This window comes from Deinococcus malanensis, assembly GCF_014647655.1.
GTDB classification, from domain to species: domain Bacteria; phylum Deinococcota; class Deinococci; order Deinococcales; family Deinococcaceae; genus Deinococcus; species Deinococcus malanensis.
Genome location: NZ_BMPP01000001.1, coordinates 268,331 through 293,711 on the forward strand (window position 1 = coordinate 268,331; position 25,381 = coordinate 293,711).

Annotated in this window: 23 protein-coding genes; 13 read left to right on the forward strand and 10 right to left on the reverse strand. The window is 65.5% G+C overall.

Annotated elements, in window-relative coordinates:
- Window positions 1-35: 35 nt before the first annotated feature.
- From IEY49_RS01410 to IEY49_RS22075, 4 genes are all read right to left on the reverse strand, one after another.
- Entirely contained in the window at window positions 36-1,154 is a 1,119-nt protein-coding gene (locus IEY49_RS01410) for an AI-2E family transporter (protein ID WP_189003819.1), read from the reverse strand.
- 106 nt (window positions 1,155-1,260) lie between these two features.
- Complete coding sequence (locus IEY49_RS01415) at window positions 1,261-2,319, reverse strand: helix-turn-helix domain-containing protein (protein ID WP_189003821.1); 1,059 nt, start codon at window positions 2,317-2,319, stop codon at window positions 1,261-1,263.
- Between the two features lie 33 nt (window positions 2,320-2,352).
- Window positions 2,353-3,267, reverse strand: a complete 915-nt coding sequence (locus IEY49_RS01420) for an ABC transporter permease (protein ID WP_189003823.1) — start codon at window positions 3,265-3,267, stop codon at window positions 2,353-2,355.
- Window positions 3,264-5,231, reverse strand: coding sequence for an ABC transporter permease (locus IEY49_RS22075; protein ID WP_189003825.1), 1,968 nt, complete (start codon window positions 5,229-5,231; stop codon window positions 3,264-3,266). Before IEY49_RS22075 ends, IEY49_RS01420 begins: the two co-directional genes overlap by 4 nt.
- Window positions 5,232-5,306: 75 nt before the next feature.
- On the opposite strand from IEY49_RS22075, the gene ndk reads away from it, so the two are divergent.
- Window positions 5,307-5,723 carry a nucleoside-diphosphate kinase gene (ndk, locus tag IEY49_RS01430; RefSeq protein WP_189003827.1) on the forward strand — a complete coding sequence of 139 codons (417 nt, stop codon included), beginning with the start codon at window positions 5,307-5,309 and terminating at the stop codon, window positions 5,721-5,723.
- A gap of 125 nt (window positions 5,724-5,848) precedes the next feature.
- The gene (locus IEY49_RS01435) at window positions 5,849-6,892 is read left to right on the forward strand and encodes a GGDEF domain-containing protein (protein ID WP_229780571.1); all 1,044 of its coding nucleotides are present in this window, start codon (window positions 5,849-5,851) and stop codon (window positions 6,890-6,892) included.
- A 14-nt stretch (window positions 6,893-6,906) separates the two neighbouring features.
- On the opposite strand, the gene IEY49_RS01440 is transcribed toward IEY49_RS01435, so the two are convergent.
- Complete coding sequence (locus IEY49_RS01440) at window positions 6,907-7,407, reverse strand: hypothetical protein (RefSeq protein ID WP_229780572.1); 501 nt, start codon at window positions 7,405-7,407, stop codon at window positions 6,907-6,909.
- Window positions 7,408-7,460: 53 nt separating this feature from the next.
- Between IEY49_RS01440 and IEY49_RS01445 the strand changes: the two genes are divergently transcribed.
- The 4 genes from IEY49_RS01445 (at window position 7,461) to IEY49_RS01460 (ending at window position 10,853) form a co-directional block, all read left to right on the forward strand.
- Entirely contained in the window at window positions 7,461-7,778 is a 318-nt protein-coding gene (locus IEY49_RS01445; protein ID WP_189003829.1) for a hypothetical protein, read from the forward strand.
- A gap of 113 nt (window positions 7,779-7,891) precedes the next feature.
- Window positions 7,892-8,704, forward strand: a complete 813-nt coding sequence (locus tag IEY49_RS01450; protein ID WP_189003831.1) for a nitroreductase family protein — start codon at window positions 7,892-7,894, stop codon at window positions 8,702-8,704.
- A 95-nt stretch (window positions 8,705-8,799) separates the two neighbouring features.
- Complete coding sequence (locus IEY49_RS01455; RefSeq protein WP_189003832.1) at window positions 8,800-9,696, forward strand: aldo/keto reductase; 897 nt, start codon at window positions 8,800-8,802, stop codon at window positions 9,694-9,696.
- Between the two features lie 80 nt (window positions 9,697-9,776).
- On the forward strand, window positions 9,777-10,853 hold the full coding sequence (locus IEY49_RS01460) for a type III polyketide synthase (protein ID WP_189003834.1): 1,077 nt from the start codon (window positions 9,777-9,779) through the stop codon (window positions 10,851-10,853).
- 39 nt (window positions 10,854-10,892) lie between these two features.
- On the opposite strand, the gene IEY49_RS01465 is transcribed toward IEY49_RS01460, so the two are convergent.
- Window positions 10,893-11,726: a hypothetical protein gene (locus IEY49_RS01465; protein WP_189003836.1), complete on the reverse strand. Its 834-nt coding sequence runs from the start codon at window positions 11,724-11,726 to the stop codon at window positions 10,893-10,895.
- Between the two features lie 179 nt (window positions 11,727-11,905).
- On the opposite strand from IEY49_RS01465, the gene acnA reads away from it, so the two are divergent.
- Both acnA and IEY49_RS01475 read left to right on the forward strand, forming a co-directional pair.
- Window positions 11,906-14,623 carry an aconitate hydratase AcnA gene (gene acnA, locus IEY49_RS01470; RefSeq protein WP_189003838.1) on the forward strand — a complete coding sequence of 906 codons (2,718 nt, stop codon included), beginning with the start codon at window positions 11,906-11,908 and terminating at the stop codon, window positions 14,621-14,623.
- 393 nt (window positions 14,624-15,016) lie between these two features.
- A complete protein-coding gene (locus IEY49_RS01475) occupies window positions 15,017-16,246 on the forward strand; it encodes a S8 family peptidase (protein WP_229780573.1) in 1,230 nt (409 codons plus the stop codon).
- Window positions 16,247-16,461: 215 nt separating this feature from the next.
- Here the strand turns inward: IEY49_RS01475 and IEY49_RS01480 are convergent, their stop codons facing one another.
- The 3 genes from IEY49_RS01480 to IEY49_RS01490 all read right to left on the reverse strand — a co-directional run bounded on the left by IEY49_RS01480 (window position 16,462) and on the right by IEY49_RS01490 (window position 18,711).
- A complete protein-coding gene (locus IEY49_RS01480) occupies window positions 16,462-16,731 on the reverse strand; it encodes a hypothetical protein (protein ID WP_189003842.1) in 270 nt (89 codons plus the stop codon).
- Window positions 16,732-16,798: 67 nt separating this feature from the next.
- A complete protein-coding gene (locus IEY49_RS01485) occupies window positions 16,799-17,884 on the reverse strand; it encodes an enolase C-terminal domain-like protein (RefSeq protein ID WP_189003843.1) in 1,086 nt (361 codons plus the stop codon).
- Window positions 17,881-18,711 carry a DEAD/DEAH box helicase family protein gene (locus IEY49_RS01490; RefSeq protein ID WP_189003845.1) on the reverse strand — a complete coding sequence of 277 codons (831 nt, stop codon included), beginning with the start codon at window positions 18,709-18,711 and terminating at the stop codon, window positions 17,881-17,883. Before IEY49_RS01490 ends, IEY49_RS01485 begins: the two co-directional genes overlap by 4 nt.
- 259 nt (window positions 18,712-18,970) lie before the next feature.
- Between IEY49_RS01490 and IEY49_RS01495 the strand changes: the two genes are divergently transcribed.
- From IEY49_RS01495 to IEY49_RS01505, 3 genes are all read left to right on the forward strand, one after another.
- A complete protein-coding gene (locus IEY49_RS01495; RefSeq protein ID WP_189003847.1) occupies window positions 18,971-20,290 on the forward strand; it encodes a PRC-barrel domain-containing protein in 1,320 nt (439 codons plus the stop codon).
- A 334-nt stretch (window positions 20,291-20,624) separates the two neighbouring features.
- On the forward strand, window positions 20,625-21,587 hold the full coding sequence (gene cysK / locus IEY49_RS01500; RefSeq protein WP_189003849.1) for a cysteine synthase A: 963 nt from the start codon (window positions 20,625-20,627) through the stop codon (window positions 21,585-21,587).
- A gap of 339 nt (window positions 21,588-21,926) precedes the next feature.
- The gene (locus IEY49_RS01505) at window positions 21,927-22,334 is read left to right on the forward strand and encodes a hypothetical protein (protein WP_189003851.1); all 408 of its coding nucleotides are present in this window, start codon (window positions 21,927-21,929) and stop codon (window positions 22,332-22,334) included.
- Between the two features lie 370 nt (window positions 22,335-22,704).
- Here the strand turns inward: IEY49_RS01505 and IEY49_RS01510 are convergent, their stop codons facing one another.
- Window positions 22,705-23,466, reverse strand: coding sequence for a DUF937 domain-containing protein (locus IEY49_RS01510; protein ID WP_189003853.1), 762 nt, complete (start codon window positions 23,464-23,466; stop codon window positions 22,705-22,707).
- 218 nt (window positions 23,467-23,684) lie between these two features.
- Here IEY49_RS01510 and IEY49_RS01515 point away from each other — a divergent pair, with 218 nt between their 5' ends.
- Window positions 23,685-24,515 carry an ABC transporter permease gene (locus IEY49_RS01515; RefSeq protein ID WP_189003855.1) on the forward strand — a complete coding sequence of 277 codons (831 nt, stop codon included), beginning with the start codon at window positions 23,685-23,687 and terminating at the stop codon, window positions 24,513-24,515.
- Window positions 24,508-25,368, forward strand: a complete 861-nt coding sequence (locus IEY49_RS01520; protein WP_229780574.1) for an ABC transporter permease — start codon at window positions 24,508-24,510, stop codon at window positions 25,366-25,368. The genes IEY49_RS01515 and IEY49_RS01520 overlap by 8 nt, the downstream gene beginning before the upstream one ends.
- Window positions 25,369-25,381 lie beyond the last annotated feature (13 nt).

A 25,381-nucleotide genomic window follows, 5' to 3' on the forward strand; every position in this document is an offset into this window, starting at 1 on the left:
GAAAGCACTGGCCCGGCCAAAGGTGAGAGCCCCGGCTAGGGGCCGTCGGTGTAGATGCGGCTGGGATAGTAGTACTTCTGGAGCAGCAACTTCCCCAGCGCCACGGTGGGAACGGCCAGAAGCGCGCCGGCAAACCCCAGCAGTGCCACACCCACCAGAATCGCTACCAGCACGGTGATGGGATGCAGGTCAGTGGTCTTGCTCAGGATGTACGGACTGAGGAAGTTGCTTTCGATCTGATTGGCCGCAGCAAAAACCACGAACACGAGAATGACCTTCAAAAGCACGTTGGGCAGTGTCAGCGCCAGCAGCAGAGCGGGCGTGGCGCCGATGATCGGTCCCAGGTACGGCACGATGTTGAATGCCCCGGCCAGGAACCCGATGGCCGCTGCACTGGGAATGCCTACCAGGCTCAGGCCCAGCCAGACAAACACACCAATAAAGGTGGCAATCAGCAGTTGTCCGCGGACGTAGCCGCCTACTGCAGTGCCTACCAGATCACTGATCTCCAGAACTCTGGGCTGCCAGGGTCGTGGAAAGGCGTGCAGCATGGCGCTGTTGACCCGGCTGTAGTCCAGCATCAGGTAAACACTGAGCAGCAGAATCAGCAGCACGTGTCCGAAGACCCCGCCAATGGACAGCAGGCTGTTGAACAGTGTTCCGCTGGAATTCAGGGCGTTCTGAAGGATCGGCACGATATTGTCGCCGATGTTCTGCACGTACTCCTGAGAGCTGGCGATGAGCCGCTCACGGACGTTGTCGAGCCCACGGATGCCGCGCTCTCCCAGCCACTGGCTCCAGCGGTCAAGTGTTTCGCCGAAGGTTCCGATCAGGTCCGGCAGCTTTTCGAAGAGCTGTACCAGCTGGCCTGAGACCGTGGCCAGCAGCATTCCTGCCAGCCCGAAAATACCTATAAACACCAGCAGGACAAAGAACACACCCAATCCACGCCGTACCCGACCGCGCTCGAGCCAGTTGAGCAGCGGGTTGGTCAGGTAGGCGATCAGGAAGGCCACAGCAAAATCCACCACGACCGTCCGTACCTGGGAAAACAGGCGGTAGGCCAGCCAGAAGAGCAGCAGAAATACCAGCAGGCGGACCCAGGGACTGCGCCAGGCATGCTGGAACGCGTTCAGACGTGGAGGACTGGTCACTCCGTCAATCTACGGGATCAGTAGGGGCGGCGCGGGCGTGTCTCAACAACATAAAGATCGCCCCAGGTGCTCGGGCCCGAGCACCTGGGGCGCCGCGTGAACAGTCTCAGAACTGGCGGCTGACGACCTGACCCGCTTCGCCCAGGGCCTTGGGCGCCGCTCCCTTGACGCTGACCTGTACGGCACCAGCATTGCCAGTCCGGACCGTCACTCCGGCAGGAAAGCCCTTGCGCGTGCCGACTGGCGGCGTGCCCTCGTACAGCACGCGGCCGCTGGCATCCGTGACCCGGGTCCAGGCCTCCGCAGTGAACTGCACGCTAACGGGCGTGGCCGGCGTTGGGGCAGCGGGTGGGGTGGTCGCCGTGTCACCGGGTAGAGCAGTGCCAGGGGCTACAGCGGGGGGTTTGGGTTTGGCCACGGGTTTGGGTTTGGGGGCTGCCAGATCCGTCAATACACTCACACCTTGTCCAGAAGGAAGCAGCCGCGCGCGCAGGTTGCGGCCCCGGGTCAGCGATACGCTCTGCTTGAGTGGCTGTCTTCCGGTGTATTCCACCCGCAGCTGAGCGTCTTCACGCGCGTCTACCGGGAAGGAGCGCAGCGGCGTGAGCCCCAGGTCACGGTTGTCCAGATACACCCTGGCGCCGCTGGGCACACTGCTGACCGAAAGGTTGACCGTGCGTGCCGGCTCAGGAACTGCGGGCGTGGCTGCGGGCTCACTGGGCGGAACAGCTACCGGGGTGCCGGTGGCCTGGGTGTTGCCTGCTGGAGCGCTGCCGGCCTGTGTGCCGGTGCCGGGTCCCAGGAACCAGTAGGTCGCGTACCCAGCGGCTCCCAGCACCAGAACCCCGGCCAATAGGGCGGCCAGAGGGAGAGACCGGCGGGTCTTGGGGGGCACTGAGGTCCGTCCTCCCCGCGTCATGCCCAGATCCTGTGTGGACGGCACACTGCGGTCAAAGTCCGCGAGCAGGGGAGTAGGGTCCAGGTTCAGCTCACGGGCATAGCGCTGCAGATAGGAACGCGCGAAGGTCCGTTCAGGCAGCAGGGCGATGTTGCCGTCCTCCAGGGCGCGGAGGTAGTCGCCACGGATCTTGGTGCGCAGGGCTACATCCTGCGTGCTCAGCCCCTGGGCTTCACGTGCCTGACGGAGCGTGTCGCCAAAGCTCATGTCCGGCCTCCGCTCAGGTCAGGCCAGCGCCGCCTACCCTTCATAGGGCTTACCCAGGGCCTTGGGGGCGTTGGCACGCCCGGTGAAGATCAGCGCAATGATCGTGATCAGGTAGGGCAGGGCGGTGACCAGAGTCGGGGGCAGCAGATCGGTGCCTCCCAGCGTGATGCTCAGCGCCTGCAGGAAGCCGAACAGCAGCGTGGCGGCCAGGACCCCGAGCGGCTTCCACTGCCCGAAGATCAGGGCGGCCAGCGCAATAAAGCCCATGCCGGCGCTGATGTTGCGTACGTAAGAGTCCAGATTGCCGATGCTCAGGAAGACCCCGGCCGTGCCGGCCAGGATGCCCGAAAGAATTACCGCGCTGTAGCGCATCCGTCGCACGTTCACGCCCATGCTGGCTGCTGCGCCGGGCTGTTCACCGGTGGCACGCAGCCGCAGGCCGTAAGGCGTCCGGTAAAGCATATACCACGTGGCGGCCACAGCCAGGAACGCGAAAAACACCGGCGGCGAGAAGCGCAGGTCACCAATGCCCCACAGGGGCAGCGCCTGCTCGACCTTAGGGCTCTCGGTGCTGCTGCCGAACAGGGCGGTCAGGATCACCGGCGGCACCCCGGCGGCCAGCAGGTTGATGGCCGTGCCGCTGATTACCTGATCGGCGCGGTATTTGATGCTGACTACGGCGTGTACCCAGGCAATCAGGCCGCCCACCAGCATGCCGGCCAGCCAGCCCAGCCACGGTGCGGCGGCGCCCACCACAGGCTCCAGGACCAGTGTGCTGACCGCGCCGGCCAGGGCGCCAAAGATGATCAGGCCTTCCAGGGCAATATTGACGACGCCGCTTCGTTCGCTGAACAGCCCGCCCATCGCGGTCAGCAGCAGGGGAACGACACTGCGGATAAAGGTGACCAGAAAGGCCGTGGTCAGGAGTTGTGCGAAAAGCTCGTTCATGCCTGGCTGTCCTTAGGGGTAGGAAGGTGGTCTGGCGCAGCGCGGTTGCTGACCTCCGTGCTGGTGACGCCCAGGTTGGGCAGGGGCTCGGGCCCGGAAGCTGCCCTGGCCGTTCCCGGCACATCTAGCTGGGGAGGCGGCGGATCGAGGACCTTGCGACTGAGGAATCCACCGGCCGCGATAAAGAGCACGATCAGGGCCTTGAGCACCGTCACGATGTCCTTGTTGACCTTGTCGAGCTTCTGGTCCACGTCCACGCCACCGGTGTCGATGGTTCCGAACAGCAGACTGGCCGCGACCACGCCGCCTGGTGTGCTCTGGCCCATCAGGGCCACGGCGATACCGTCAAAGCCCACGTTGACGGGCATGTTGCCTTTCAGGCGGTACTCGTCGAGCGCCCCGCCGTTGACGTAGTGGGTGCCGGCCAGGCCTGCGAACATTCCGGCCAGCGTCATGGCCAGAATCGTGCCGCGGGCCACACTGATCCCGCCGTATTCCGCCGCCTTAGGTGAGTGCCCCACCGCACGCAGGGCGTAGCCAGTGGCCGTACGCCACATCAGGGTGCCGAACAGCGCGACGCAGGCCAGCGCGATCAGGAATGAGGCATTGAGCTGACTGCCCGCCACCTGCACCGGAATGCCGATGCGCCAGCTCAGGGCGCCGGCCACCAGAGCTATCACCAGGGCGATCAGGGACCGGGAACGGCCGCGCAGGAACTGACGCGCAACGAAGAACGCCGCCAGGGCCACAAGCAGACCGATGCTCAGCGCGACGGTGCCGTTACGCCCGACATTCAGCAGTTCCAGCAGGGTCGGTAGGTGCGCCGCTTCCTGCAGTTCCTGACTGCGGGGCTCGAAGCCCTCAGCCTTGAAAGGCAGATTGTACGTACGTCCCAGGAAAGGAAAACGTTCGGTGCCGATCAGGAAGATGAACACCGCCGAGGCGATGTAATTGAGCATGATGGTGTTGATTACTTCACTGGAGCCGAAGCGGGCCTTGAGCAGTCCCGGAATGGCGCCCCACAGGGCGCCCCCGGCCCCGGCGGCCACCACGCTCAGGGGCAGCAGCAGCCAGCCTAGGGCTGCGGGTGCGTACACGCCAACCAGCATGGCGCCGATGGCGCCCATGGTGAGCTGCCCAGGTGCGCCGATGTTGAACAGACCGGTGCGGAAGGCAAACGCCACGCTGAGGCCCGTAAAGATCAGCGGCGTGGCCAGCTTGAGGCTGTCGAGCAGCGGGTTGAGACTGGTCACCGGCGCAAACAGCGAGGAATACACGAAGTAGACCAGGTCGCTTTTGGCCAGCCAGCCGCCCCACAGCGTGAGTGGCTGCCCACTCTGGTTCACGGCCGGTTGGACGATCAGGACCACCAGGGCGCCCACCACCACCGCCAGGGCAATAGCGACGGCGGGGACCAGCAGGCTGCGAAGACGGTTCAGACGGTCCCACACGTTCGGACGGGCGCTCAGGCCGGCGCCGGCGGCGATCAGGCCACCCAGGATGGGAAGGATCAGTCCCAGGTGCATGCCGCCACCATCGTAGAAATTGCGCAGTTGCCGCTTGGCGCCGGGTCGTAGGGTGGTGTCGCCGGCCACGCGGGCAATTTCGCTGTTCAGGGCGCCGCCCAGAAGCAGCACGGCTGCCAGGGCAGACAGGAAACTCAGCAGGCCAGTCAGCCAGAACCACCGCTCGCGCCGGGCCGCACCGAAGATGGTCGCGGCCAGCAGGGCCAGTGTCAGCCAGCCCAGGGTCACGGTGGTGCCCACCGCTGGCAGGGGTGCGTCAGGATTGGAGGTCAGGTTCAGAACGGAGCCGCTGAGATGCAGCAGCGCGGCGTCAGCCGTAAAGCCACGGCCCAGCGTGGCCAGGGGAAACAGCAGCAGCCCGGCCGCCGCCGTGGTGGCCGCAGCCAGGGCGATGCGCGCCGCGGTGTGAGAAGGGCGCGAGTGAGGGTCGTGGGTCACCCCGACATTGTACGGGCCGTCAGGTCAGCTGGCGACGTCCGGCGGGCGTGCGCGCCTGCTATGCTCCTGGGCGGTATGGAACGGACTTTTGCCATGATTAAGCCCGACGGCGTGCGCCGCGGCCTGACCCCCGAAATTCTCGCCCGCATTGCCAGGAAGGGCTACCGCGTGGTGGGCCTCAAGCAGATGGTGATCGCCCGCGAGACCGCCGAGAACCACTATGCGGAACACCGCGAGCGTCCCTTCTTCGGCGAACTGGTGGATTTCATCACCGGCGGACCTGTGGTGGCCCTTGCTCTGGAAGGGGAGAATGCCATTGCTGGCTGGCGCGCCATGATGGGGGCGACCAACCCGGCCAACGCTGCGCCCGGTACTATCCGCGCCGATTTTGCCACCACCACCGGCGAGAATGTCACGCACGGCAGTGACAGCCCCGGGAGTGCCCAGCGCGAACTGGCCCTGTTTTTCCACGACGGCGAACTGCTCGCCTGAACTGTTCTGCTGTTCCCGCCTGGCCTGCTTCGTCTGGCCGGGCTTTTTTACAGCCCCTATGAGGCACGTATGAGGATTTTAAGGTTTGTGTAAGATCTCACTCTTTAGCGTGAGGTCCTACCCATATGAACACATCCGGGAGCATCCTCGAACAGCGGTTTCAGGCTATTCGCCTGAATGTTGTGCTGGCGGTCGCCATGGCCTTCGTGGTGTTTTCCGCCATCACCAACCTGGTCGATCCTCCCCCCGATCTGAGAACCGCGCTGGGCAGCCCCAAGACCTGGCTTGCTGCCACGACCCTGGGCGCCGCGCTGATCTGCTTGTACCGGCCGCAAACGCTGAACATCGCAGCCGGCACCCTGCTGGCCCTGACCATGTTCAGCCTGCCATTCGAGGTGCGCTGGCACATCGATAACCAGGCCATTCCCATGAACATGTTCGTGTGGCTGATGGTGTATCTGCTGTGCGCCTACGTGGTGTTCGGCACCCGGGTGGGCGGGGTGCTCAACAGTGTCAGCGTGGGCATCATGCTGCTGGCGCTGGTGTCGGACCCGCCCACCACGCCGGTGCTGGTGTCGTCCTGGTTGACCGGGTTGATCGTGTTAAGTGTGCTGGGGGTGCTGGGGTACTCGATTATCCACTTCATCGAGATCAACCTGCTGCTGCATGTCCAGGACAATGCCCGACTGCGTGCGGCGCGCCTGGACGCCCTGACTGGCGTTTATGGGCGGGGGGCCATCGAGGAGGAACTCAAGCGCTCCATGAGCTCGGCGCAGCAGGCCAATACGCCGGTCAGCATCGTGGTGACGGACATCGACCACTTCAAATGCGTCAACGACCTGCATGGCCACAACACAGGTGACGACGTGCTGCGCGCGGTGGCCAAGTGCCTGCGCCGGAACGTGGGTCGGATGGGCGGGGTGGTGGGCCGCTGGGGGGGCGAAGAGTTCGTGGTGCTGCTGCCTGGCGTCTCACGCACCGACGCGCTGGCGGTAGCCGAGCAGCTTCGCCGTGAGGTCAGCGCAATCCCGCTGGGTGGCCTGCCCATAACCGCCAGCTTTGGCGTGGCAGCCTTCCGGGGCACCGGGGACAGTCCCGAGAAGATGTTCGGCCGCGCGGATGTGGCGATGTACGAGGCCAAACGCGCCGGACGCAATGCCGTGCGCTGAACTGGACCTGACCCTCAGTCCGCCGGGCGGAAGGCCGGCAGCACCTGGCTGTCGTACTGCGTGGCATACCCGCGGGTCAGCAACTGCACTCCACCCGGTACCGGACGAAGCAGCACATCACGCAGCCGGCCAGTCATGAACAGCTGAGCTGGGCCCCCGGGCGTCTGGACGGCGCGGGACGCCGGGTTTTCTTTAAGTAGACCTGCCTTAAGAGCTTCCGGAGCCTGGACGGTCACGGCCCAGATGGCCGGGCGGGCTTCACTGTTGTATTCCACCGTGACCGTACGTCCCGGCAGCGGTGGGTTCCGTTGCCAGACCGCCCGGCGACGGCCAGCACCCAGGCGGACTTTTTCATCTGCCCGCGAGTCGTAGGTACCAGTTGCCGTGAACAGCAGCCGCGCCGTCAGGTCGGGCTCAGTTTTGGGGCCGCATGCGGTCGTCAGCAGCGCGACCGAAACCAGCCCAGAGGGCACGAGCCCGCGAGGCACCCTGGGCAGAAGACGCTGCGGTTTCACGCTGCGCACCATAGCGTCAACCTCTCCCCGGGCCTGTGCGACCATGAGGGGCGATGACAGCTGTCCAGCTCTGCCTGACCATGACCGGGGTGCTGCTGGGGGGGTTGCTGTTGCTGGGGTTGGGCCTGCAGCTGGGGTGGCGGCGTGATCAGGCACGGTGGCCGCATCACGCCCTGTTTTTCGCGGTGTGTCTGGGTACAGGCCTGTCCCTGGCTCTTTCCCTGGCTGGGGGCCTGCGTGGCTTAGCCCTGGCACCGGCACTGGTCCTGCTGCTGACCATGCCCCGGACCCGGCCAGGCGGCGCCGGCCACTGGCAGCGGGCCCTGCTGGTGGCAATCGCCTATGGGGTCGGAGCCTGGGCCAGCTGGTAACAAGCTTGCAGGCGTAGTGACCTGTCAGGCGCTGGGCTGTGGGAGCAACTGACCCAGGGCTACCTGGCCTGGTCGGGCCGCATGCCCCGCAGGCGGACTGCTAGCCTGGATTCATGACCATTGCCGCCCGGCCCGAGACCCTGCTGATCCAGGGAATGCTCGCGCGCCGCACCACCAACGGGCCCTTCCGGCCGGACCCGGTGAGCCGTGAGCACCAGCACCTGCTGATGCGCGTGGCCCAGGCCGCGCCGAGCCACTTCAACAGCCAGCCGTGGCGCTTTGTCCTGATCGAGAATCCGCAGACCATCGAAGAGATTGCCCGCATTTCCGGCGAGAGCATGACCGAGCTGATCGAGGCCGGCGTATTCTTCGAGCGCTACCGGCGCTATTTCCGCTTCAGCGAGGCCGAGATGAACGAGCGGCGCGACGGGATTCATATCGACCATCTGCCCGGACCGCTGCGCCCCTTTACCCGGCAGGTGTTCAGCGACGCCGGGCTGCGCCTGATGCGCCAGCTTGGGGTTCCACGCAGGCTGGGTGAGGACAACCGTAGGCTGGTGGCTGGCAGCCCCCTGCTTCTGGCGGCGCTGCTCGACAAGGCGGAATACCGCCCTGGTGAACTCAGCGGTTTTTACAGCGTGTTCAGTCTGGGAGCTGCCATCGAGAACATCTGGAACGCAGTGGGCGCCCTGGGGATGGGCATCCAGTTTGTCAGCACGCCCATGGAAATCCCTCGGCAATGGCAGGCCATCCGCAGCATGCTGCGCGTGCCGGACGGGCTGGAGCTTATGGCCATCTACCGGCTGGGGTATCTGCCGGACGAGGACCGGCGACCGGCCATCGACTGGAGCAGCCGCCACCGCAAGCACCTGGAGCAGTTCGTCTCCCGCGAAACCTGCGACGCACCCGAGTTCGAACCCGGCTGAAGAAGGCAGGCCCCTGAGCCAAACATGAACAAAGTGCCCACGCGTCTTCAGGCGAGCTTCGTGTGGCGCCGCCAGAATAGCGGGCGGAGGAACGCATGACTTTGACTGGAGGCACAGCTGCCCGCAGCGGCACATTCACGATTGGCGGGGACCTAGAGGTCAACCGCCTGGGCTTTGGCGCCATGCGTGTCACCGGAGAGGGCGTCTGGGGAGACCCGGCCGACCGCGACGGGTCACTGGCCACCCTGAGACGTCTGCCTGAACTGGGCGTGAACTTTATCGACACGGCCGACAGCTATGGACCGGCTGTCAGCGAGGAACTGCTGCGCGAGGCGCTGCACCCCTATGACACGGTCGTGATCGCCACCAAGGCCGGCTTCCTGCGGACCGGGCCCAACGTGTGGGTGCCGATGGGCCGCCCCGAGTACCTCAAGCAGCAGGCCGAACTGTCGCGCCGGCGCCTGGGTGTAGACCGCATCGACTTGTGGCAGCTGCACCGCATCGATCCCAAGGTGCCGCGTGACGAGCAGTTTGCGGCGATCAAGGAGCTGATGGACGCCGGGATTATCCGTCACGCCGGACTCAGCGAGGTCAGTGTGGAAGAGATCGAGGCGGCGCGTGAATTCTTCCCGGTGGCCACCGTGCAGAACCTGTACAACCTGGTGCACCGCAAGAGCGAGGATGTTCTGGACTATTGCGAGCGTGAGGGCATCGGGTTTATTCCCTGGTACCCGCTGGCCGCCGGCAACCTGGCGCGAAATGGCAGCGTGCTGGGTGATGTGGCCGCGCGCCTGGGAGCCAGTCCCTCGCAGGTGGCGCTGGCCTGGGTGCTCAAGCGCAGCCCGGTCATGCTGCCCATTCCCGGCACCGGCAAGGTGCGGCACCTGGAGGAGAACGTGGCCGCCTCCCAGCTGAGCCTGAGCGACCAGGACTTCCGTGCACTGGACGAGGTCGGCCGGCAGGAGTGGGCCAACCAGAACCAGTCTGGTTGACCGAACAGCTCCCGGGCCACGAAACGTCGGAGCCCACCTTGGGCCCCCGCACACCTTCATCCCCGGCGGAGCGACGCAAAATGCCGCTTATGTCCGCTGCTGCCTCGCCCGTCGTGCGGTCCCTGGTGACCGGGACACCACCGCATCACACACTGCAGGCGGAGGTGCAGGCCGCTGCCCGGACGCTGTTCCCGCGTATGGCCGCGCGCCCCGGTCTGCTGGAGGTTTTCGGCAACGCCCAGATCCGGTCACGTGCCCTGGCCCGGCCGCTGGACTGGTATCTCCAGGAGCGGGGCTTCGGTGAGAAGAACGCGGTGTTTCTGGAAGAGGCCCGCAGGCTGATCACCCGGCTGGCCCGTGAGGCGCTGGACCAGGCAGATCTGGCGCCTTCCGATGTGGACGCGGTTGTCGTGGTGAACACCAGTGGCCTGAGCACCCCCAGCCTGGACGCCTACCTGATCGAGGCGTTGGGGCTCAACCGTCATGCGGCGCGGCTGCCCCTGTGGGGACTCGGCTGCGCGGGGGGCGCGTCGGGGCTGGCCCGCGCTGCCGATCTGGTGCGCGCAGGGTTCCGACGCGTGCTGTATGTGGCGGTCGAGTTCTGCAGCCTCACGCTGGTCAAGGGCGACGAATCCAAGAGCAATTTCGTGGGCACGGCGCTCTTTGCCGATGGTGGGGCGGCAATGGTGATCACGGCGGCGGACATTCCCGGACCCCCAGCACTGGTCTCACTGCACGGGGCGTTTTCCACCCTGATCGAGGACAGCGAGGACATCATGGGCTGGGATGTCGTGGACGCCGGCCTGAAAGTGCGCTTCAGCCGGGATATTCCTGCGCTGGTCCGCGAGATGATGCACGGCAACATCGAGCAGGCAGTGGCGGCACACGGCTGGGACAGAGCTGACCTGAAGACCTTTGTGGTGCATCCAGGGGGAGTCAAGGTGCTGAGGGCCTACGAGGAGGCGCTTGGTCTTCCATCCTGTGCCCTGAACGCCAGCCGGACGATACTGAGGAACTTCGGCAACATGAGCAGCGTGACCGTGCTGTTCGTGCTGGAAGAGACGCTCAGGGGCGGACCTTCAGGCCGGGCCCTGCTGTCGGCCATGGGGCCCGGCTTCAGCGCCGAGCACGTGCTGCTGGAGTTCCCGGCAGCCTGAGCCCTGGCGACCGGGGTGCGGGGCGAGCAGCGGCCCCCATCAGCCTCTGAGCTGCGCGGCCAGGCTCAAAACCGCCTTCTTGAGCGTGACTGCCGCCGGTCCTTCGGCCAGCACTTCGCCGGTGCTGCTGTCCACAATGCGGGCCACCGCGCGCGGAGCGCCGCCCACCGGCTCCACCACGATTTCCAGGCGCTGCGCGGGTCCCAGCGACTGACCGGTGTGGTTCAGGCACCAGTCGGCCCAGTTGATGTTTTCGGGCGGAGGGGCGCTGGCTTTGGCTTCCTGCTTTTCACGGTAGGCCTGGGTTTTCTGGTCCACGTGGGTGCGAATTACCTCGAAGCGCTCGCCTGGGCTCAGCGAGTCGAAGGGCACTTCATCGCCGCTGTCCGGATGGTGGACGGTGGAGTCGGCGCCCAGCTTCTTCACCACGCTCGCCATGATCCGCACCTCCGCGGCAGGCGGGGCTTCCCAGGGCACACTGTCTTCTGCCTCAGGGCCTTGCGGATCGCGTGGTGCGGCGCCCTCCACCAGTCGCGCCACGACGCGCTGCTGCTCGGGTTCCAGTTCGGTGACGAGCCTGGCGGCGGCCCGGAAGCTCCGGGCCTGCACCTCGCTTTTTGGTTCGATGCCCAGCGGTTCAAGCACCTGGGCCACGGCCGCCGCCTCCATCAGCCGCTCCGCCTGCGGAGGCGTGAGGTTCCAGCGCTCTTGTAGGTAGGCCTCGAAGGTCTCGTGGGCAGGTCGAAAAAAGTCGTTGTCACGAATCTCGCTCAAGGCCTGCCCGGTGCGGCGGAAGTCGCGCAGACCCTCGCGGACGGTCTGTTCCAGGGCTCTGAGACGCTCGGTTTCATGGGGTTGTAGGGGAGAAGACATGGACCACCTCGGGCATGGAGAATACGCGGCGAACGATAGCAGACCCACCGTGTTGTCTCCACAGGAGTAACAATCTTTGTGGGCCGTGCCTGGCGCGGTAACGCCCGCCAGGACACGGCTGCGGCTTATGATGGGTCATGTAAGAAGCTCGACTTGGGCTTTCTCAAGGAGGAACACACATGGCGGACCAGGCGATGAACCTTTTCGGCGCGCGCGACACGCTGCAGACGCAAAGCGGCCAGAAGCTTTACTTCTACAACCTCAACAAACTTCAGGGCCGTGACGTCTCGCGGCTGCCGTTCTCGATCAAGGTGCTGCTTGAAAGTGTCCTGCGCGAGGCCAACGACTACGACGTGCGCCGTGAGGACGTCGAGACGGTCGCCGGCTGGAGCCCGACCAACCCCGAGGTCGAGATTCCCTTCAAGCCCGCCCGCGTGATCCTGCAGGACTTCACCGGCGTGCCGGCCGTGGTGGACCTCGCCGCCATGCGCAGCGCCATGGTGTCCCTGGGCGGCGACCCCAGCAAGATCAACCCACTGATTCCGGTGGACCTTGTCATCGATCACTCGGTGCAGGTCGACGAGTTCGGCACTGACTTCGCGCTGGCCAACAACATGGCCCTGGAATTCGAGCGCAACCGCGAGCGCTACGAGTTCCTCAGATGGGGCCAGAAGGCCTTCGATAACTTCGGCGTGGTGCCCCCGGCCAGCGGTATCGTGCACCAGGTCAACCTGGAGTACCTGGCCAAGGGCGTGCAGAGCCGTCCCGAGGACGACGGTGTGGTCGTGTACCCCGACAGCCTGGTCGGCACCGACTCGCATACCACCATGATCAACGGCCTGGGGATCGTGGGCTGGGGCGTCGGCGGCATTGAGGCCGAGGCCGTCATGCTGGGCCAGCCGATCTACATGCTCATGCCGGAAGTGGTGGGCTTCAAAATTACCGGCGCCATGCCCGAAGGCGCCACCGCGACCGATCTCGCGCTGCGGGTGACCGAGATGCTGCGTCAGGCTGGCGTGGTCGGCAAGTTCGTCGAGTTCTACGGCGCGGGCCTGAGCAACATGACCCTGCCTGACCGCGCGACCATCGCCAACATGGCTCCCGAGTACGGCGCGACCATGGGCTTTTTCCCGGTGGACGACGAGGCGCTGCGCTACCTGCGCCGCACCGGCCGTCTGGAAGACGAGATCGAACTGGTGGAGGCCTACTACAAGGCCCAGGGCATGTTCCGCACCGATGAGACGCTCGATCCCATGTTCACCAGCACCATCGAACTGGACCTCGGCACCATCGTTCCCAGCCTGGCCGGCCCCAAGCGCCCCCAGGACCGCGTGAACCTGAACGAGATGCACACCGTGTTCAACGAGGCCCTGACCGCGCCGGTCAAGGCCCGCGGCTTCGAACTCAGCGGCGACGCGCTCAGTGCCCAGGGCACCATCGGCGGCACCGATATCCGCATCGGCCACGGCGCCGTGACGCTGGCCAGCATCACCTCCTGCACCAACACCAGCAACCCCAGTGTGCTGATCGCTGCCGGTCTGGTCGCCAGGAAGGCCGTCGAGAAGGGCCTGAAGAGCAAGCCCTGGGTCAAGACCAGCCTCGCCCCCGGCTCCCGCGTGGTCACCGAATACCTGGAAGCGGCCGGCCTGCAGAGCTACCTGGACCAGATTGGCTTTAACACCGTCGGCTACGGCTGCATGACCTGCATCGGCAACAGCGGCCCGCTGCCCGAGCCCGTCGTGCAGGCCATCCAGGAAGGCGACCTCGTGGTGGCCAGCGTGCTGTCGGGCAACCGGAACTTCGAAGGCCGCGTCAACCCGCACATCAAGGCCAACTACCTGGCCTCTCCACCCCTGGTCGTGGCCTACGCGCTGGCCGGCACGGTCGTGAACGACATCGTCAACCAGCCCATCGGTCAGGACCAGGATGGCAACGACGTGTTCCTGCGTGATATCTGGCCCAGCAACGCCGAGATCCAGCAGGTTATGGACCAGGCCATCAACGCCGAGATGTTCAAGAAGGTCTACGACGGCATCGAGCAGAGCAACAAGGAATGGAACGCCATTCCCGTGGCCGAGGGTGCGCTGTACGACTGGAAAGAAGACAGCACCTACATCCAGAATCCTCCCTTCTTCGAGAACCTGGCCGGTGGGCCCAGCGAGATCGTGAACATCGAGAAGGCGCGCGTGCTGGTCAAGGTGGGCGACTCGGTCACCACCGACCACATCAGCCCCGCCGGCTCCTTCAAGGCCGACACCCCCGCTGGCCGCTACCTCACAGAGCGCGGCATCCAGCCGAAGGACTTCAACTCCTACGGCTCGCGCCGTGGCAACGACCGCATCATGACCCGCGGAACCTTCGCCAACATCCGCCTCAAGAACCAGCTGGCTCCCGGTACCGAGGGCGGCTTCACCACCAACTTCCTGAACGGTGAAGTAACCAGCATCTTCGACGCCGCGACCGCCTACAAGGAAGCCGGCGTTCCGCTGGTGGTGCTGGCCGGCAAGGACTACGGCATGGGCTCCAGCCGTGACTGGGCTGCCAAGGGAACCTTCCTGCTGGGCGTCAAGGCTGTGATCGCCGAGAGCTTCGAGCGTATTCACCGCAGCAACCTGGTCGGCATGGGCGTGCTTCCGCTGCAGTACAAGAACGGAGAAACTGCCGACAGCCTGGGCCTGCACGGCGACGAGACCTTCGATTTCGTACTGCCCGGCGACCTCAAGCCCCGTCAGGACATCACGGTCCGCGTGACCGGCACGGACGGACAGAGCCGTGAGATCACCGTGCAGTGCCGCATCGACACTCCGGTGGAGATCGACTACTACAAGAACGGCGGTATCCTTCAGACCGTGCTGCGCGGCATCCTCGCCAAGGGTAAGGGCGAAGTCCGGGCCTGATCCTGCCCCGCTGACGCCTTTTGTCATCCCCCTGCCTGAGCACAAGGCAGGGGGTTTTTTCTGTTTCCTGGCACCTGCCAATGGGCAAGGCGTGAGGGGGTACCGGGGCGTCCCGGCTTCCTGACCAGATCTCTTAACTGTCATCTGGGTTCAGGTTGATGTCAGGTCTGAGCTGTAAATATAGAAACCATGAAGACGAGTGTTGCCCTGCCCCTGCTGGTGCTCTCCTTGAGCCTTGCGTCCTGCTCGTCCGGGTCGGGCGGCACCGTACCTCAGACTCCACCAGCTTCCACGACGCCGCCTGCAGGCACCACGCCCCCTCCAACCACGGCTCCTGTGACGCCCCCCCCTGCGCCGGCACCCGTGCCTCCTATCTGTGCACAGGGTGCTGACATGGCCGCCCCGGTGACGGCGGCGGGCCTGGGAACCCTCAGCGTTTCCGGCAGCTTTACGCCGGACTGGTCAGCTCCCCATGTGCCGGGACGTGTACTGGTCGTGGGTGGCAGCGGCCTGAGTGCCCAGAGCCTCAGCGCCCTGAGCACCGTGCGGACCCAGACGGTGATTTCTGGCCTTTCGCTGGCCTTTACACCCAGTGGCGAGTCTGACGAGGCCTTCGCCAACCGTCTGGAAGCCACCGGACTGAAAGTGCAGCCGGACTACGTGTACCGCAAGCTGGCGACTGTCGTGAATGATCCGGGCTATCCCGGAAACGATGGTTTCGCCTCTGGCGGGACCAATGTGACGCAGAACTACCTCACGCGCGTCCGTGCGGAACGGGCCTGGACGTTCCTGCAGGGATGCAGCAAGACGCCAGCTGGCGTGATCACGGCGGTGCTGGATACAGGCACCGATGCGGCCCATGAGGACCTGCAGGGCCGTGTGCTACCCGGGGCTCATTTTGTAGGTACCACCGCGGCCACCGTGGACGAGGACGGCCATGGAACTGCGACGGCTGGTCTGATTGGTGCCACAGCCAACAATGGAAAGGGCCTGGCTGGCGTGATCTGGGGCGGACAGAACCTACTGCCCGTCAAGGTGCTGAGCAGCACCGGCGAAGGCTCCACTTCCACTCTGGTCAAAGGCGTGAATTACGCGGTGTCCCAGGGTGCCAAGGTCATCAACATGAGTCTGGGGTCCACCGTGGCCGGTGCGACAGACAAGGCTCTGGACGCTGCGCTGACAGCAGCTGCAGACTCTGCAGTTCTCGTCGCCTCGGCCGGGAACACGGCAACGGACGGCGTGTACTATCCGGCCAGTCACTCCAGGGTGATCGCCGTGGGGGCCGTGGGAGCCCTGGACGGCGTCCTGGCCTGCTACAGTGCCCGCCCAAACGAGAAGTACCCGCGTCCGCTGGATATCGTGGCGCCCGGCGGGGCGAGCAACTGCGCTGGAGCGACTGCAGCACAGCAGATGCTGATTCTGGCTCCTGGCAACAAATACGCCCTGGCTGCCGGAACCAGCGAGTCTGCGCCGCTGGTCAGCGGGGTCGCCTCGCTGATGCGCGCCGCAAACCCCAAGCTGAGCGCCGAGCAGACCAAGTCCCTGCTGCTGAGCAGCGTCAACCGGGCCAACGGCCTCCCCCTCCTGGACGCGGAAGCAGCCGTACGGGCAGCAACGAAGTAACGTCGGGGCAGGAGTAGGGCTGCACTGCCAGGTCGGGGTGCGACCCTGCTCTTATAGGTATGAAGGTCAAACGCCCAGGTCGCGCCTGTCAAGGGCGGCCTGCAAAAGAGCTACCCGGGACACCAGTTCCGGGTAGCTCTAACGCCATCACGATTAACCAGATTTACTTGCTCGGTTGATCAGACAGGTGCCTATAGGCGGGCCGCCCTGATGCTTTAAGGCCGCTCGATGCGCTCGGCGACTGGCATCGGCGTCTGCACGTGGTGCAGCAGCATGAAGAACACGGCCGTGCTGTGAATCAGCAGCAGGTTAAACAGCGCAGTATCCGGCTGGTACCAGTGGCCCCCAGCACCCACCAGCAGAATCAGCAGCAGGTTGAGCAGCAAAGCTGGTCGGCGGCCAGGAAACCGTAAGTACCCGTACAGGCCGGCCAGAATGCTGAAGAGCATGGGCAGTGCCAGAGCATTGAGCAAGTCTTGAGACATACCTCATTTTGCCTCTGGACTATGACGTCTTCATGACAGCAGCCCGACCTGAATAGAGGACCTGATCCTAAATCTGGTACCGGCTGAGCTTCACCGGGTCCACAGCATGCTCGCGCAGGGCGGCGACGTCGAGCCAGCCGTCCTGAAACGTGATTCGCATGTTTAGCAGATCGTCCTGAAGTTTCAGTACGAAGCTGAGTTCGCAGGGCTCCTGGACCTCACCCTGGGTGGAGAGCAGCGCAGCGTGCAGCGTACCCAGGCCGGTGCTGGCCTGTGAGCCGACCATGCCGCGTTTGCCGTGCCGGGCCGCCTCGCGCAGCATGCTCAGACCGTCGCTGAAGCCATTGCGCGCGGTCTTGACGTTCAGCACGTCGAAGGTGCCAAAGGCCAGCTCGCGTTTCAGGTCAGCCGGGGTAAAGCAGCTGTCGTCTGCCACGATCGGCAGGACACCAAGGGCGTGAAGCTCGGTGCGGGCATGAAGCTCACGGACCGGCAGCGGCTCTTCCACATACATCAGCCCTGCGTCGCGCATGGCCGCCAGGGCGCCCGGTGCCGCCTCCGGTGTCAGGGTTTCGTTGCTGTCGGCATACAGCTGCACCTCGTCTCCGAACAGGCGCCGCAGTTCATGAATCACCTGCAGGTCCTGCTGATGCTGGCGCCCCACCTTGACCTTTAGGCAGCGGACTCCGGCCGCCACGACCCTGTGGGCCTCCGCAAGCATCTCGGCCGGCGAGGCGATCCCCAGGATGAAACTGGCCCGGACTCTTGTGCGCGGGCCGAGCAGGGTGTCGAACAGGGTCAGGCCCTGGGCGCGGGCGCGGGCGTCATGCAACGCCATATCCAGCGCGCCGCGCGCCGTATGGTTGTTGGCCACGCTGTTGCGTGCCTGAGCCAGGGCAGCCTCGTCGTGAATATCCAACCCCCTTAGCGCAGGGGAGAGATGGGCCAGAATGCCCAGAACGCTGGCGGTGGTCTCGCCATAAATAGTGGGCCTCGGGGTGGCTTCCGCAACGCCGACCGTGCCGTCTGAAAGGGTCACCCGGACCAGCACATGTTCGGCCGCGCTGAGGGCTGAATGCGCCCCCCAGGCCAGTGCGGAGGTCAGCGGCAGACGAAATGCAATGCCCTCCACCCGGGCCACGGTCAGGGTCATCCTTCCACCTGCAGCCCGGCGGATCCAGAGTCGTCTGATCCCGGATCCGCCGCCCACTCGCGTACCGCCTGGGCCACCTGCCCCGGATTCAACGCCACCGTGTCGAGCAGCAGGGCACGTGAGCGTGGGAGGGTCTGCAAAAAAGCCTCAGCGGCCTGCGGATCATAGTTCTGTCGCTCGCTGACCACGATGCGCGCCCTGGCGACAATGTCGGCTGGGCTGTGACCTTCTGTGGTCAGTACCGCCAGATCCCCGAGTTCCGAAGGGCTGAAGACCGCCCTGACGCCCGGAATGGCCAGCAAGCTCCCGCGAACGTCAGCGGCCGGCGTATCAGTCTGCACGCGGTCGAAGGCATCCGCCCGTCCCAGCAGGCGCCGCACCCGCACCGCGTCAGGGGCCCCAAGCGCCACAAAACGCCAGCTCGGAAAGGTGGAGGCCGCGTACTGCACCTCGTCCAGGCCCCGCAGGCCATCGAACACGGGAGACGTCCCCCAGTGCGTCGTGTCGGCCTGCAGCGACCCCAGGGCCTGGGCCATGCCGCCTGGATGCGCGGCCCGGTATTCGGCCGTAAGGCGGAAGCGCTGCTCGCGGTCGGTTACGGGACCACCGGCCAGAGGCCGGATCATCACCGCGTCGGTCACCTCACGCCGGTCAGGCAGGATCCGCAGACCGGACCGGGCCTCCTGAAGGGCCTGCAGCGCGGTACTTTTACCGACGCCGGTGACACCGACCAGAACTGTCAGAGGCAAGCTTCCCAGGGGTGCCCAGGGGCTCTCGGGAAGGCTGGGGGTGGACCGCAGGAAGGGCAACGGCACGGGTTCACTCACGGTCGCCAGGGTACAGGAGGCTCTCCGTGGGCGTGCAGGGCGGGTCCAGGCAGACCGTCCCTAAAGAGAGCCGCAAGAATCGTTCAAGCACAGCCCCCGCTGCGCCCTGCACGCCAGGGGGCCGCGCTTTCTAGACTCGGATCAGCCCCCGGCGTCGCCCTGGCCCCTCACCTGTTTTTGTAAGAGGCTGGGCGCCCCTGGGGACCGGTGGACGCAGCGTCTGTTGCAGGCGCCGGGGCAGGGCCCTACAGGAGCACCCATGATCAAAGGCAAGGAAATTCTTGGCAAGAATGTTGTGGCCATCAACACGGGTCAGCGGGTGGACTCTGTCCGTGACGTCGTCTTCGATCACCAGGCCAATCAGGTGCTGGGCCTGCTGGTGGACGAAGGCGGCTGGTTCCGCGCGGCACGGGTGGTGCCGTTCGAGCACATCCGCTCGTTTGGCGAGGACGCGATCATGATCGGGGACGCCGGTGACCTGACCACCACCCGTGAAGACGGCCGGCTGGCCGAGGTGCTGGAAAGCAAAACCAGCCTGATCGGTATGACCCTGCTGACCACCGACGGTCAGGATCTGGGCAAGATTGCCGATGTGCTGTTCGATGAGCACACTGGTCGCGTGGAGGGCTATGAAGCCACCGGCGGACTGTTTTCGGACCTGAGCAACGGCCGGACGTTCGTGCCGGCCCCCCAGAGCGTGCAGATCGGGACTGACACGGCGATTGTTCCGGTAGAAGTCGCGGGCGCCATGCGCGAGCAGGAGGGAGGACTCAAAGCTGCCGTCCATGGGGTGACACAGGGTTTCACGGAAGCGCGCCACTCTGAAGGAGCGGGCAGCCGTCAAGGCACCCCGTACCCCACCGGTGGATCACCGCGCGCGGGTGACGTGGCCGGAGGGCGGGTGGTGGAGGTCTACACCGCTTCGCGGACTCCTGCGTCTCACCCTTCTGACACGACTATCCGCCAGCCGGGTGCCAACCTTCCTGGACAGGGTGGGCTGACCCCTGACGCTGCCGTTCAGGGACAGCCGGAAGCCACTGTGCAGGGCCGGCGCGTCAAGCGTGACGTCCGTGGCCCGGGTGGGCGTCTGCTGGCAGTCCAGGGCCAGATCGTCACCCCGACCCTGCTGTCGCGCGCGCGCGATATGGGAGCCACGCCGGAGCTGGTGGCGGCCACCAAGGACACCACCGGCCAGACGGCGGCAGGGGCTGCCGCGGTCACAGAGGGGGCAGGACACCTGCTGGACCGCGCCAGGCAGTGGTTCAACGACCGCCGTGAAGAGACCGAGGCTGCCATTCAGGAGCGTCAGGCGGCCATGCACGAACAGCGTGTGCGTGAGGCTCTGGGTCGCCCGGTCAACCGCGTGATCCTGGCCCCCGATGACAGCGTAATTCTGAACATCGGGGAGATCGTCACCCACCGCGCGGTGCAGTCGGCGCGGGACGCTGGGGTGCTCGATATTCTGCTGGACAGCGTGAGCAAGGAGAACGTGACCATCGATCCGCTGTCCACCCGGCCCCATGAGACCGGACAGGCCGCGCTGGAAAGTCAGAATCCGCTGGAACCCCGGCAGGACTGAGGGCCCGTTGCGCAGTAGGGAGGGTCAACTCCAAAAACTGCGTCCGGAACGAACAAAAGCATACTAATTTGAGCTCGGTTCAAGTAAGGGCGATTTTTGCCCTCGGGAAAGGCACTTTTCGAATTGAGCTTGCTACTGCGCAACAGGTCTTGAAAGGAGTCCCACGGCACCGGTGGCCTCATCTGGTAGCCACCGGTGCTCTTTTGCACCATAAGCGAGCGGCATTTCACGGAGGGTACGGGGCTGCCCTCTTCTGCCCCCACCGATATCCGGGGCTTTTGCAGCTGGTCCACTGGAACCATGTCCTCTCAGGAACTGCTCTATGCTGCGCGGCATGATCGACACCCTGATCGGCCATACGCCTCTGGTGCAGTTGCGGCACCTGGTCGAAGCGGACATGGCCGACGTGTTCATAAAACTCGAAGGTCAGAATCCGGGTGGCAGCATCAAGGACCGCACCGCGCTGGGACTGGTTCAGGATGCCGAGCGCAGTGGGCGCCTTAAACCTGGCGGCACCATCGTTGAGCCCACCAGTGGCAACACCGGCATCGGGCTGGCGCAGGTCGCGGCGGCCAAGGGCTACCGTCTGATCCTGTGCATGCCCGCCCAGATGAGCGAGGAACGCAAGCGCACCCTGATCGCCTACGGCGCGCAGCTCGTCCTGACCGACCCGGAGCGGCGCATGCTGGCGGCCATCGAGGAAGCCGAGAAGATAGCCGCAGAAACCGGCGCGGTGATGATGGGGCAGTTCACCAACCCTGCAAACCCAGCCACGCATGAGGCCACCACCGGCCCGGAACTGTGGACTCAGATGGAAGGACGGATTGACGCTTTCGTGTACGGCTCGGGGACGGGAGGCACCATCAGTGGGGTGGGCCGCTACCTGAAGCGTCAGAATCCACAAGTGCAGGTCATTGCCTGTGAACCGGCCCGCAGCAACGTCCTGAGCGGCGGCGAGCGGGGCGACCACGGCTTCCAGGGCATGGGTCCGGGCTTTATTCCGGACAATCTGGACCGCTCGGTGCTGGATGACGTGATCCAGGTATGGGAGGAAGACGCCTACCCGCTTGCCCGCCAGCTGGCGCGTGAGGAAGGCATTTTCGTCGGCATGAGCAGCGGCGCCATGGCCTGGACGGCGCTGGAGGTGGCGCGGCGCCTGGGACCCGGCAAGCGCGTGGCCACCATCGCCTGCGACACAGGTGCCCGGTACCTGACCACATCACTGTTTACCAATGATTCCGGCACACCTCCCGGATACAGGCCGTACTCCCGTGAGAAACTGACGCCTTTCGATTGACGGCACCTTGTGCAGACCTAGGGTGTAGGAAAAGGGCCGTGCTCCAGCGGTGAGGGAAGCAGCGCCATAGGGGCACGGCAAAGACAGGCTCTTCCTCAGGGAGGGGCAGGCACCATGAGCCGTGAACGCTGTCTCCAGCCGTGACCCCGGAACTGCCGTGTCGCTCTGGCCACACCATCCTGAGGGCAGTACACGGCACCGCTGGGGCAGGTCCTGACCTGGGTCATGGGTGACAGACCGGGCCGCTCCGGTGTGGCCTACTTTCTCCAACCAGCTTCTCCCCGGGACCTTCGGACGCGTCAAGGCTCCCGGCTTTCCAGAACGTAAAAGGACTCCGACATGAAAAAACGCTTTGCCCTGCCCCTGCTTGCTTCCCTTCCCACACTGCTTGCTGCCTGTGGCGCGGATGACATCGATCTCGATGGGTACAAACGCAAGAGTTTCAGAACGCAGACCGAATGCCGGGCCTACTACAAGACCCAGATCGAACAGGGCCTGCGCAATCCCTGCTACCGGGCCTCAGGAAGTGCACTGTTCTTCGGACCCTATTTTCTGGCCAGCCGTCTCGGAACCCGCTACCTGGGCTATGACTCCCGTGGAAAGGTCAGCCGCACTGGTCTGAGTATCAACCCACGGGGTGTGCCCAACACGTTTAAGGCGCCCACTGTTTCGCGTGGTGGATTTACCAATGGGTCGCGGGCCTCCGGGACCAGCGGGGCGCGTTCTTCCGGAAGCTTCGGCGGCTGACCTGGGATACAGGTGGCGGTGGCCCCTGCGTGGGCCGGCATGCCGTTTTCGGGCGCGTGCCCAAGAAGTGCCGTGGAGGACGCCTGTCGAGACTCGCCCTGTTGATCCTCCGTTAATAGCGTCCTCGGTGTCAACTTTGCGGCATCCTGCGGGTGCAACCTCCGCTAGCGTGACCGATAAGCAGCAATAGACGCTCCGCAGCGCAGACCGGGCGCAGACTGGTGATCGCAGGAGCGCCAGGCTTTCTGGGCCGAGCCACAGCGCGGCTTTTTCCTCGCGGGGCTGGGGCATGGTCCAAAGCAGGCGGGGCCCTCATGTTCAGGAGTAGCCCCGTTCCCCAGCTCTTTCTGCGCCTGTGGTCGGCCAGCGCTCAGCGGCGCCGGCCACCGAACATGCCGATCAGGTCGTCCAGGGCATTGCCGTCGCCGTCACGGTCGAGCACGTTGTTGAGCGTGCCGATCATTCCGCCCATGTCGGCTTGCCCTCCCATGCGCGGCTGGCCCTGCTGATAACTCACCGGCCGGTCCTGGCTGGGCAGCCCTGGAATGACCGGCCCGCCGCCCAGCACGCCGCCTGACTGGTAGTCAGGAACCTGTGACCGCTGCTGGTACTGCCTGCCCCCCATGCCAGAGCCCATCCCTCCGCCCAGCATGCCGCCCAGGATGCTCCCAATATCGAAGCCCCCGCCTCCCATTCCGGCATTGCCGTCCTGTGGCCACCCGCCCGACTGTCCCTGGCGCTGGCGCCCCAGGTAGTTCATGACCAGCGGGGCCAGCATCATCAGCACCTGCATGGCCATCTGCGGGTCGATACCGGAGCGCTGGCTGACCGCGTTTGCGGCGGCGTACTGCTGGTTGCCGAACAGATGCCCCAGGATCTTCTGGCCTTCCTGCGGGTCGGGCACCTGCCCCTGCCCGAACAGGTCCAGGGCGCGGCCGTCGTGGCGGTCCAGCGCTCCACTGAGGGCGGCGGCGCCGTCCGGAGTCTGGGCATTGCGGTTCAGGGCACCCAGCAGCAGGGGCACGGCGGCCTCCATGGCCGCTTCGGTCTGGTGGGGGCTGGTGCCCAGCTGACGGCCGACGGTCTGCTGCGCCTGACCCATGCCGCCCAGCATGTTGAAGATGTCCATCATGGTCTGTTCCTCCTGAAAATTGACGTGGGACGAAATTGACGTAGGGCACAGCCTACGCCGCACCACCGTGCTGGCCATTCAGAAAAGCCTGAGATTCATCCAACCTGGCCGCCACGAACCCACCCTGCACACTCCGCCATTCGGCGCATGTCCTGTCGCCCCGTCGACCGCTATCTTTCCCGGTCCCTGGTTCGGCAACTCTGGGGTGGAGGTATTCATTGACGGTACTTACGACCGGGCGCGCCCTGCGCCCGAATATCGGGCTGTATCTGGCGGTCGCGCGGCTCAGCTTCCGCCGGGGGTTCGCCTACCCACAGGCGGCCCTGTGGGGGCTGATCACCAACGCCTTTTTCGGTGTGCTGCGCGCGGCGGTGCTGCTTTCCCTGTTCGGGGCCCGCCCGCAGGTGGCCGGATACACGGTACAGGACGCCCTGACCTATACGGCCATGACCCAGCTGCTGATCGCGGCTTTCAGCCTGTTCGGCTGGAGTGAGCTGATGCGCACCATCCACCGCGGAGAGGTGGGCACCGAGCTGCTGCGGCCGCATCATTTTCTGCTGTTCTGGACTGCCCAGGACGCCGGACGCGCCGCCGGGCAGTTCGTGCTGCGTGGGGTGCCGATTCTGCTGATCTTCGCCCTGCTGTGGCCGCTCAGCTGGCCGCAGGGTGCTGGGGGCTGGGTTCTGACCGCCGTCAGCCTGCTGCTGGCCTGGGCTTGCGGCTTTGCTTTCCGCTTTCTGGTCAACTGTGCGGCCTTCTGGACCCCGGACGCCGTCGGCGTGGGGCGGTTTGCCTGGGCGGTGCTGGGCCTGAGCTGCGGCTTTCTGATGCCGCTGGCCTTCTTCCCGGGCTGGCTGCGGGACGCGCTGGCCTGGACCCCGTTTCCCAGCATGCTGAACACCAGCGTGGAACTGTGGCTGGGGGTCCGGAGCGGCCCGGACGCCTGGACGGCACTGGCCACCCAGCTGGCCTGGACCGCCGCCCTGTTTGCAGCGGCTGAGGTCACGCTGCGCCGGGGCCTGCGCCGGCTGGAGGTGGCCGGTGGCTAGGGCGTGGAGGACTGGCCACTGGGCCGAGGCACGCTATCTGGCCGGACTGTACCTGCGTCTGCTGGGCGCCCAGGCGCGTTCTCAGGGGGCCTACCGGGTGTCGTTCGCGCTGGACGCCCTGAGCGCCATGCTGATCACCGCCACCGAGTTTGCCGCGTTTGCGCTGGTGCTGCCGCGCTTCGGTGCCCTGACCGGTCAGCATGGCGTGGTGTGGACGCTGGGCGAGATCAGCCTGCTGTACGGGCTGGCGGAACTGGCCTTTGTGCTGATGGATCTGCTGTTCGGTGGTTTTGACGCCCCGAACCTCTCGCAGCACGTTCGTGGGGGCAGTTTCAGCACATTTCTGTTGCGGCCGGCGCCTCTTGTTCTGCAGGTATTCGGCTCGGATTTCGCACTCCGGCGCCTGACCCGGGTCCTGCTGGCCGCCGGCATCGTGGCCTACGGGGTGTCCCAGGTCAATGTGGACTGGACTGTAGGGCACGCGCTGCTGCTCTCGGGCAGTGTCGTGGGCATGATTGCCTTTTTCGGGGGCCTGTTCGTCATCGGCGGCACGCTGACCTTCTGGACGGTGGACAGCGTCGAGGCCATGAACGTCCTGACCTACGGCGGGCGCACCCTGATCAGCTATCCCATGGACATCTACGGCACGTTCCTGCGCAAGACCTTTACCTACGTGATTCCCGCAGCCTTCCTGTCCTACTTTCCGGTGCTGTTCGTGCTGGGCCGCCCGCTGCCCGATGGTCTCCCCGTCGCGGCGGCGTTCCTTGCGCCGCTGGTCGGGCCCGCACTACTGGCGGCGGCGTTCGCATTCTGGCGCTTCGGCGTCCGGCACTATCAGGGCACCGGCACCTGAGCCCGTGCTTATT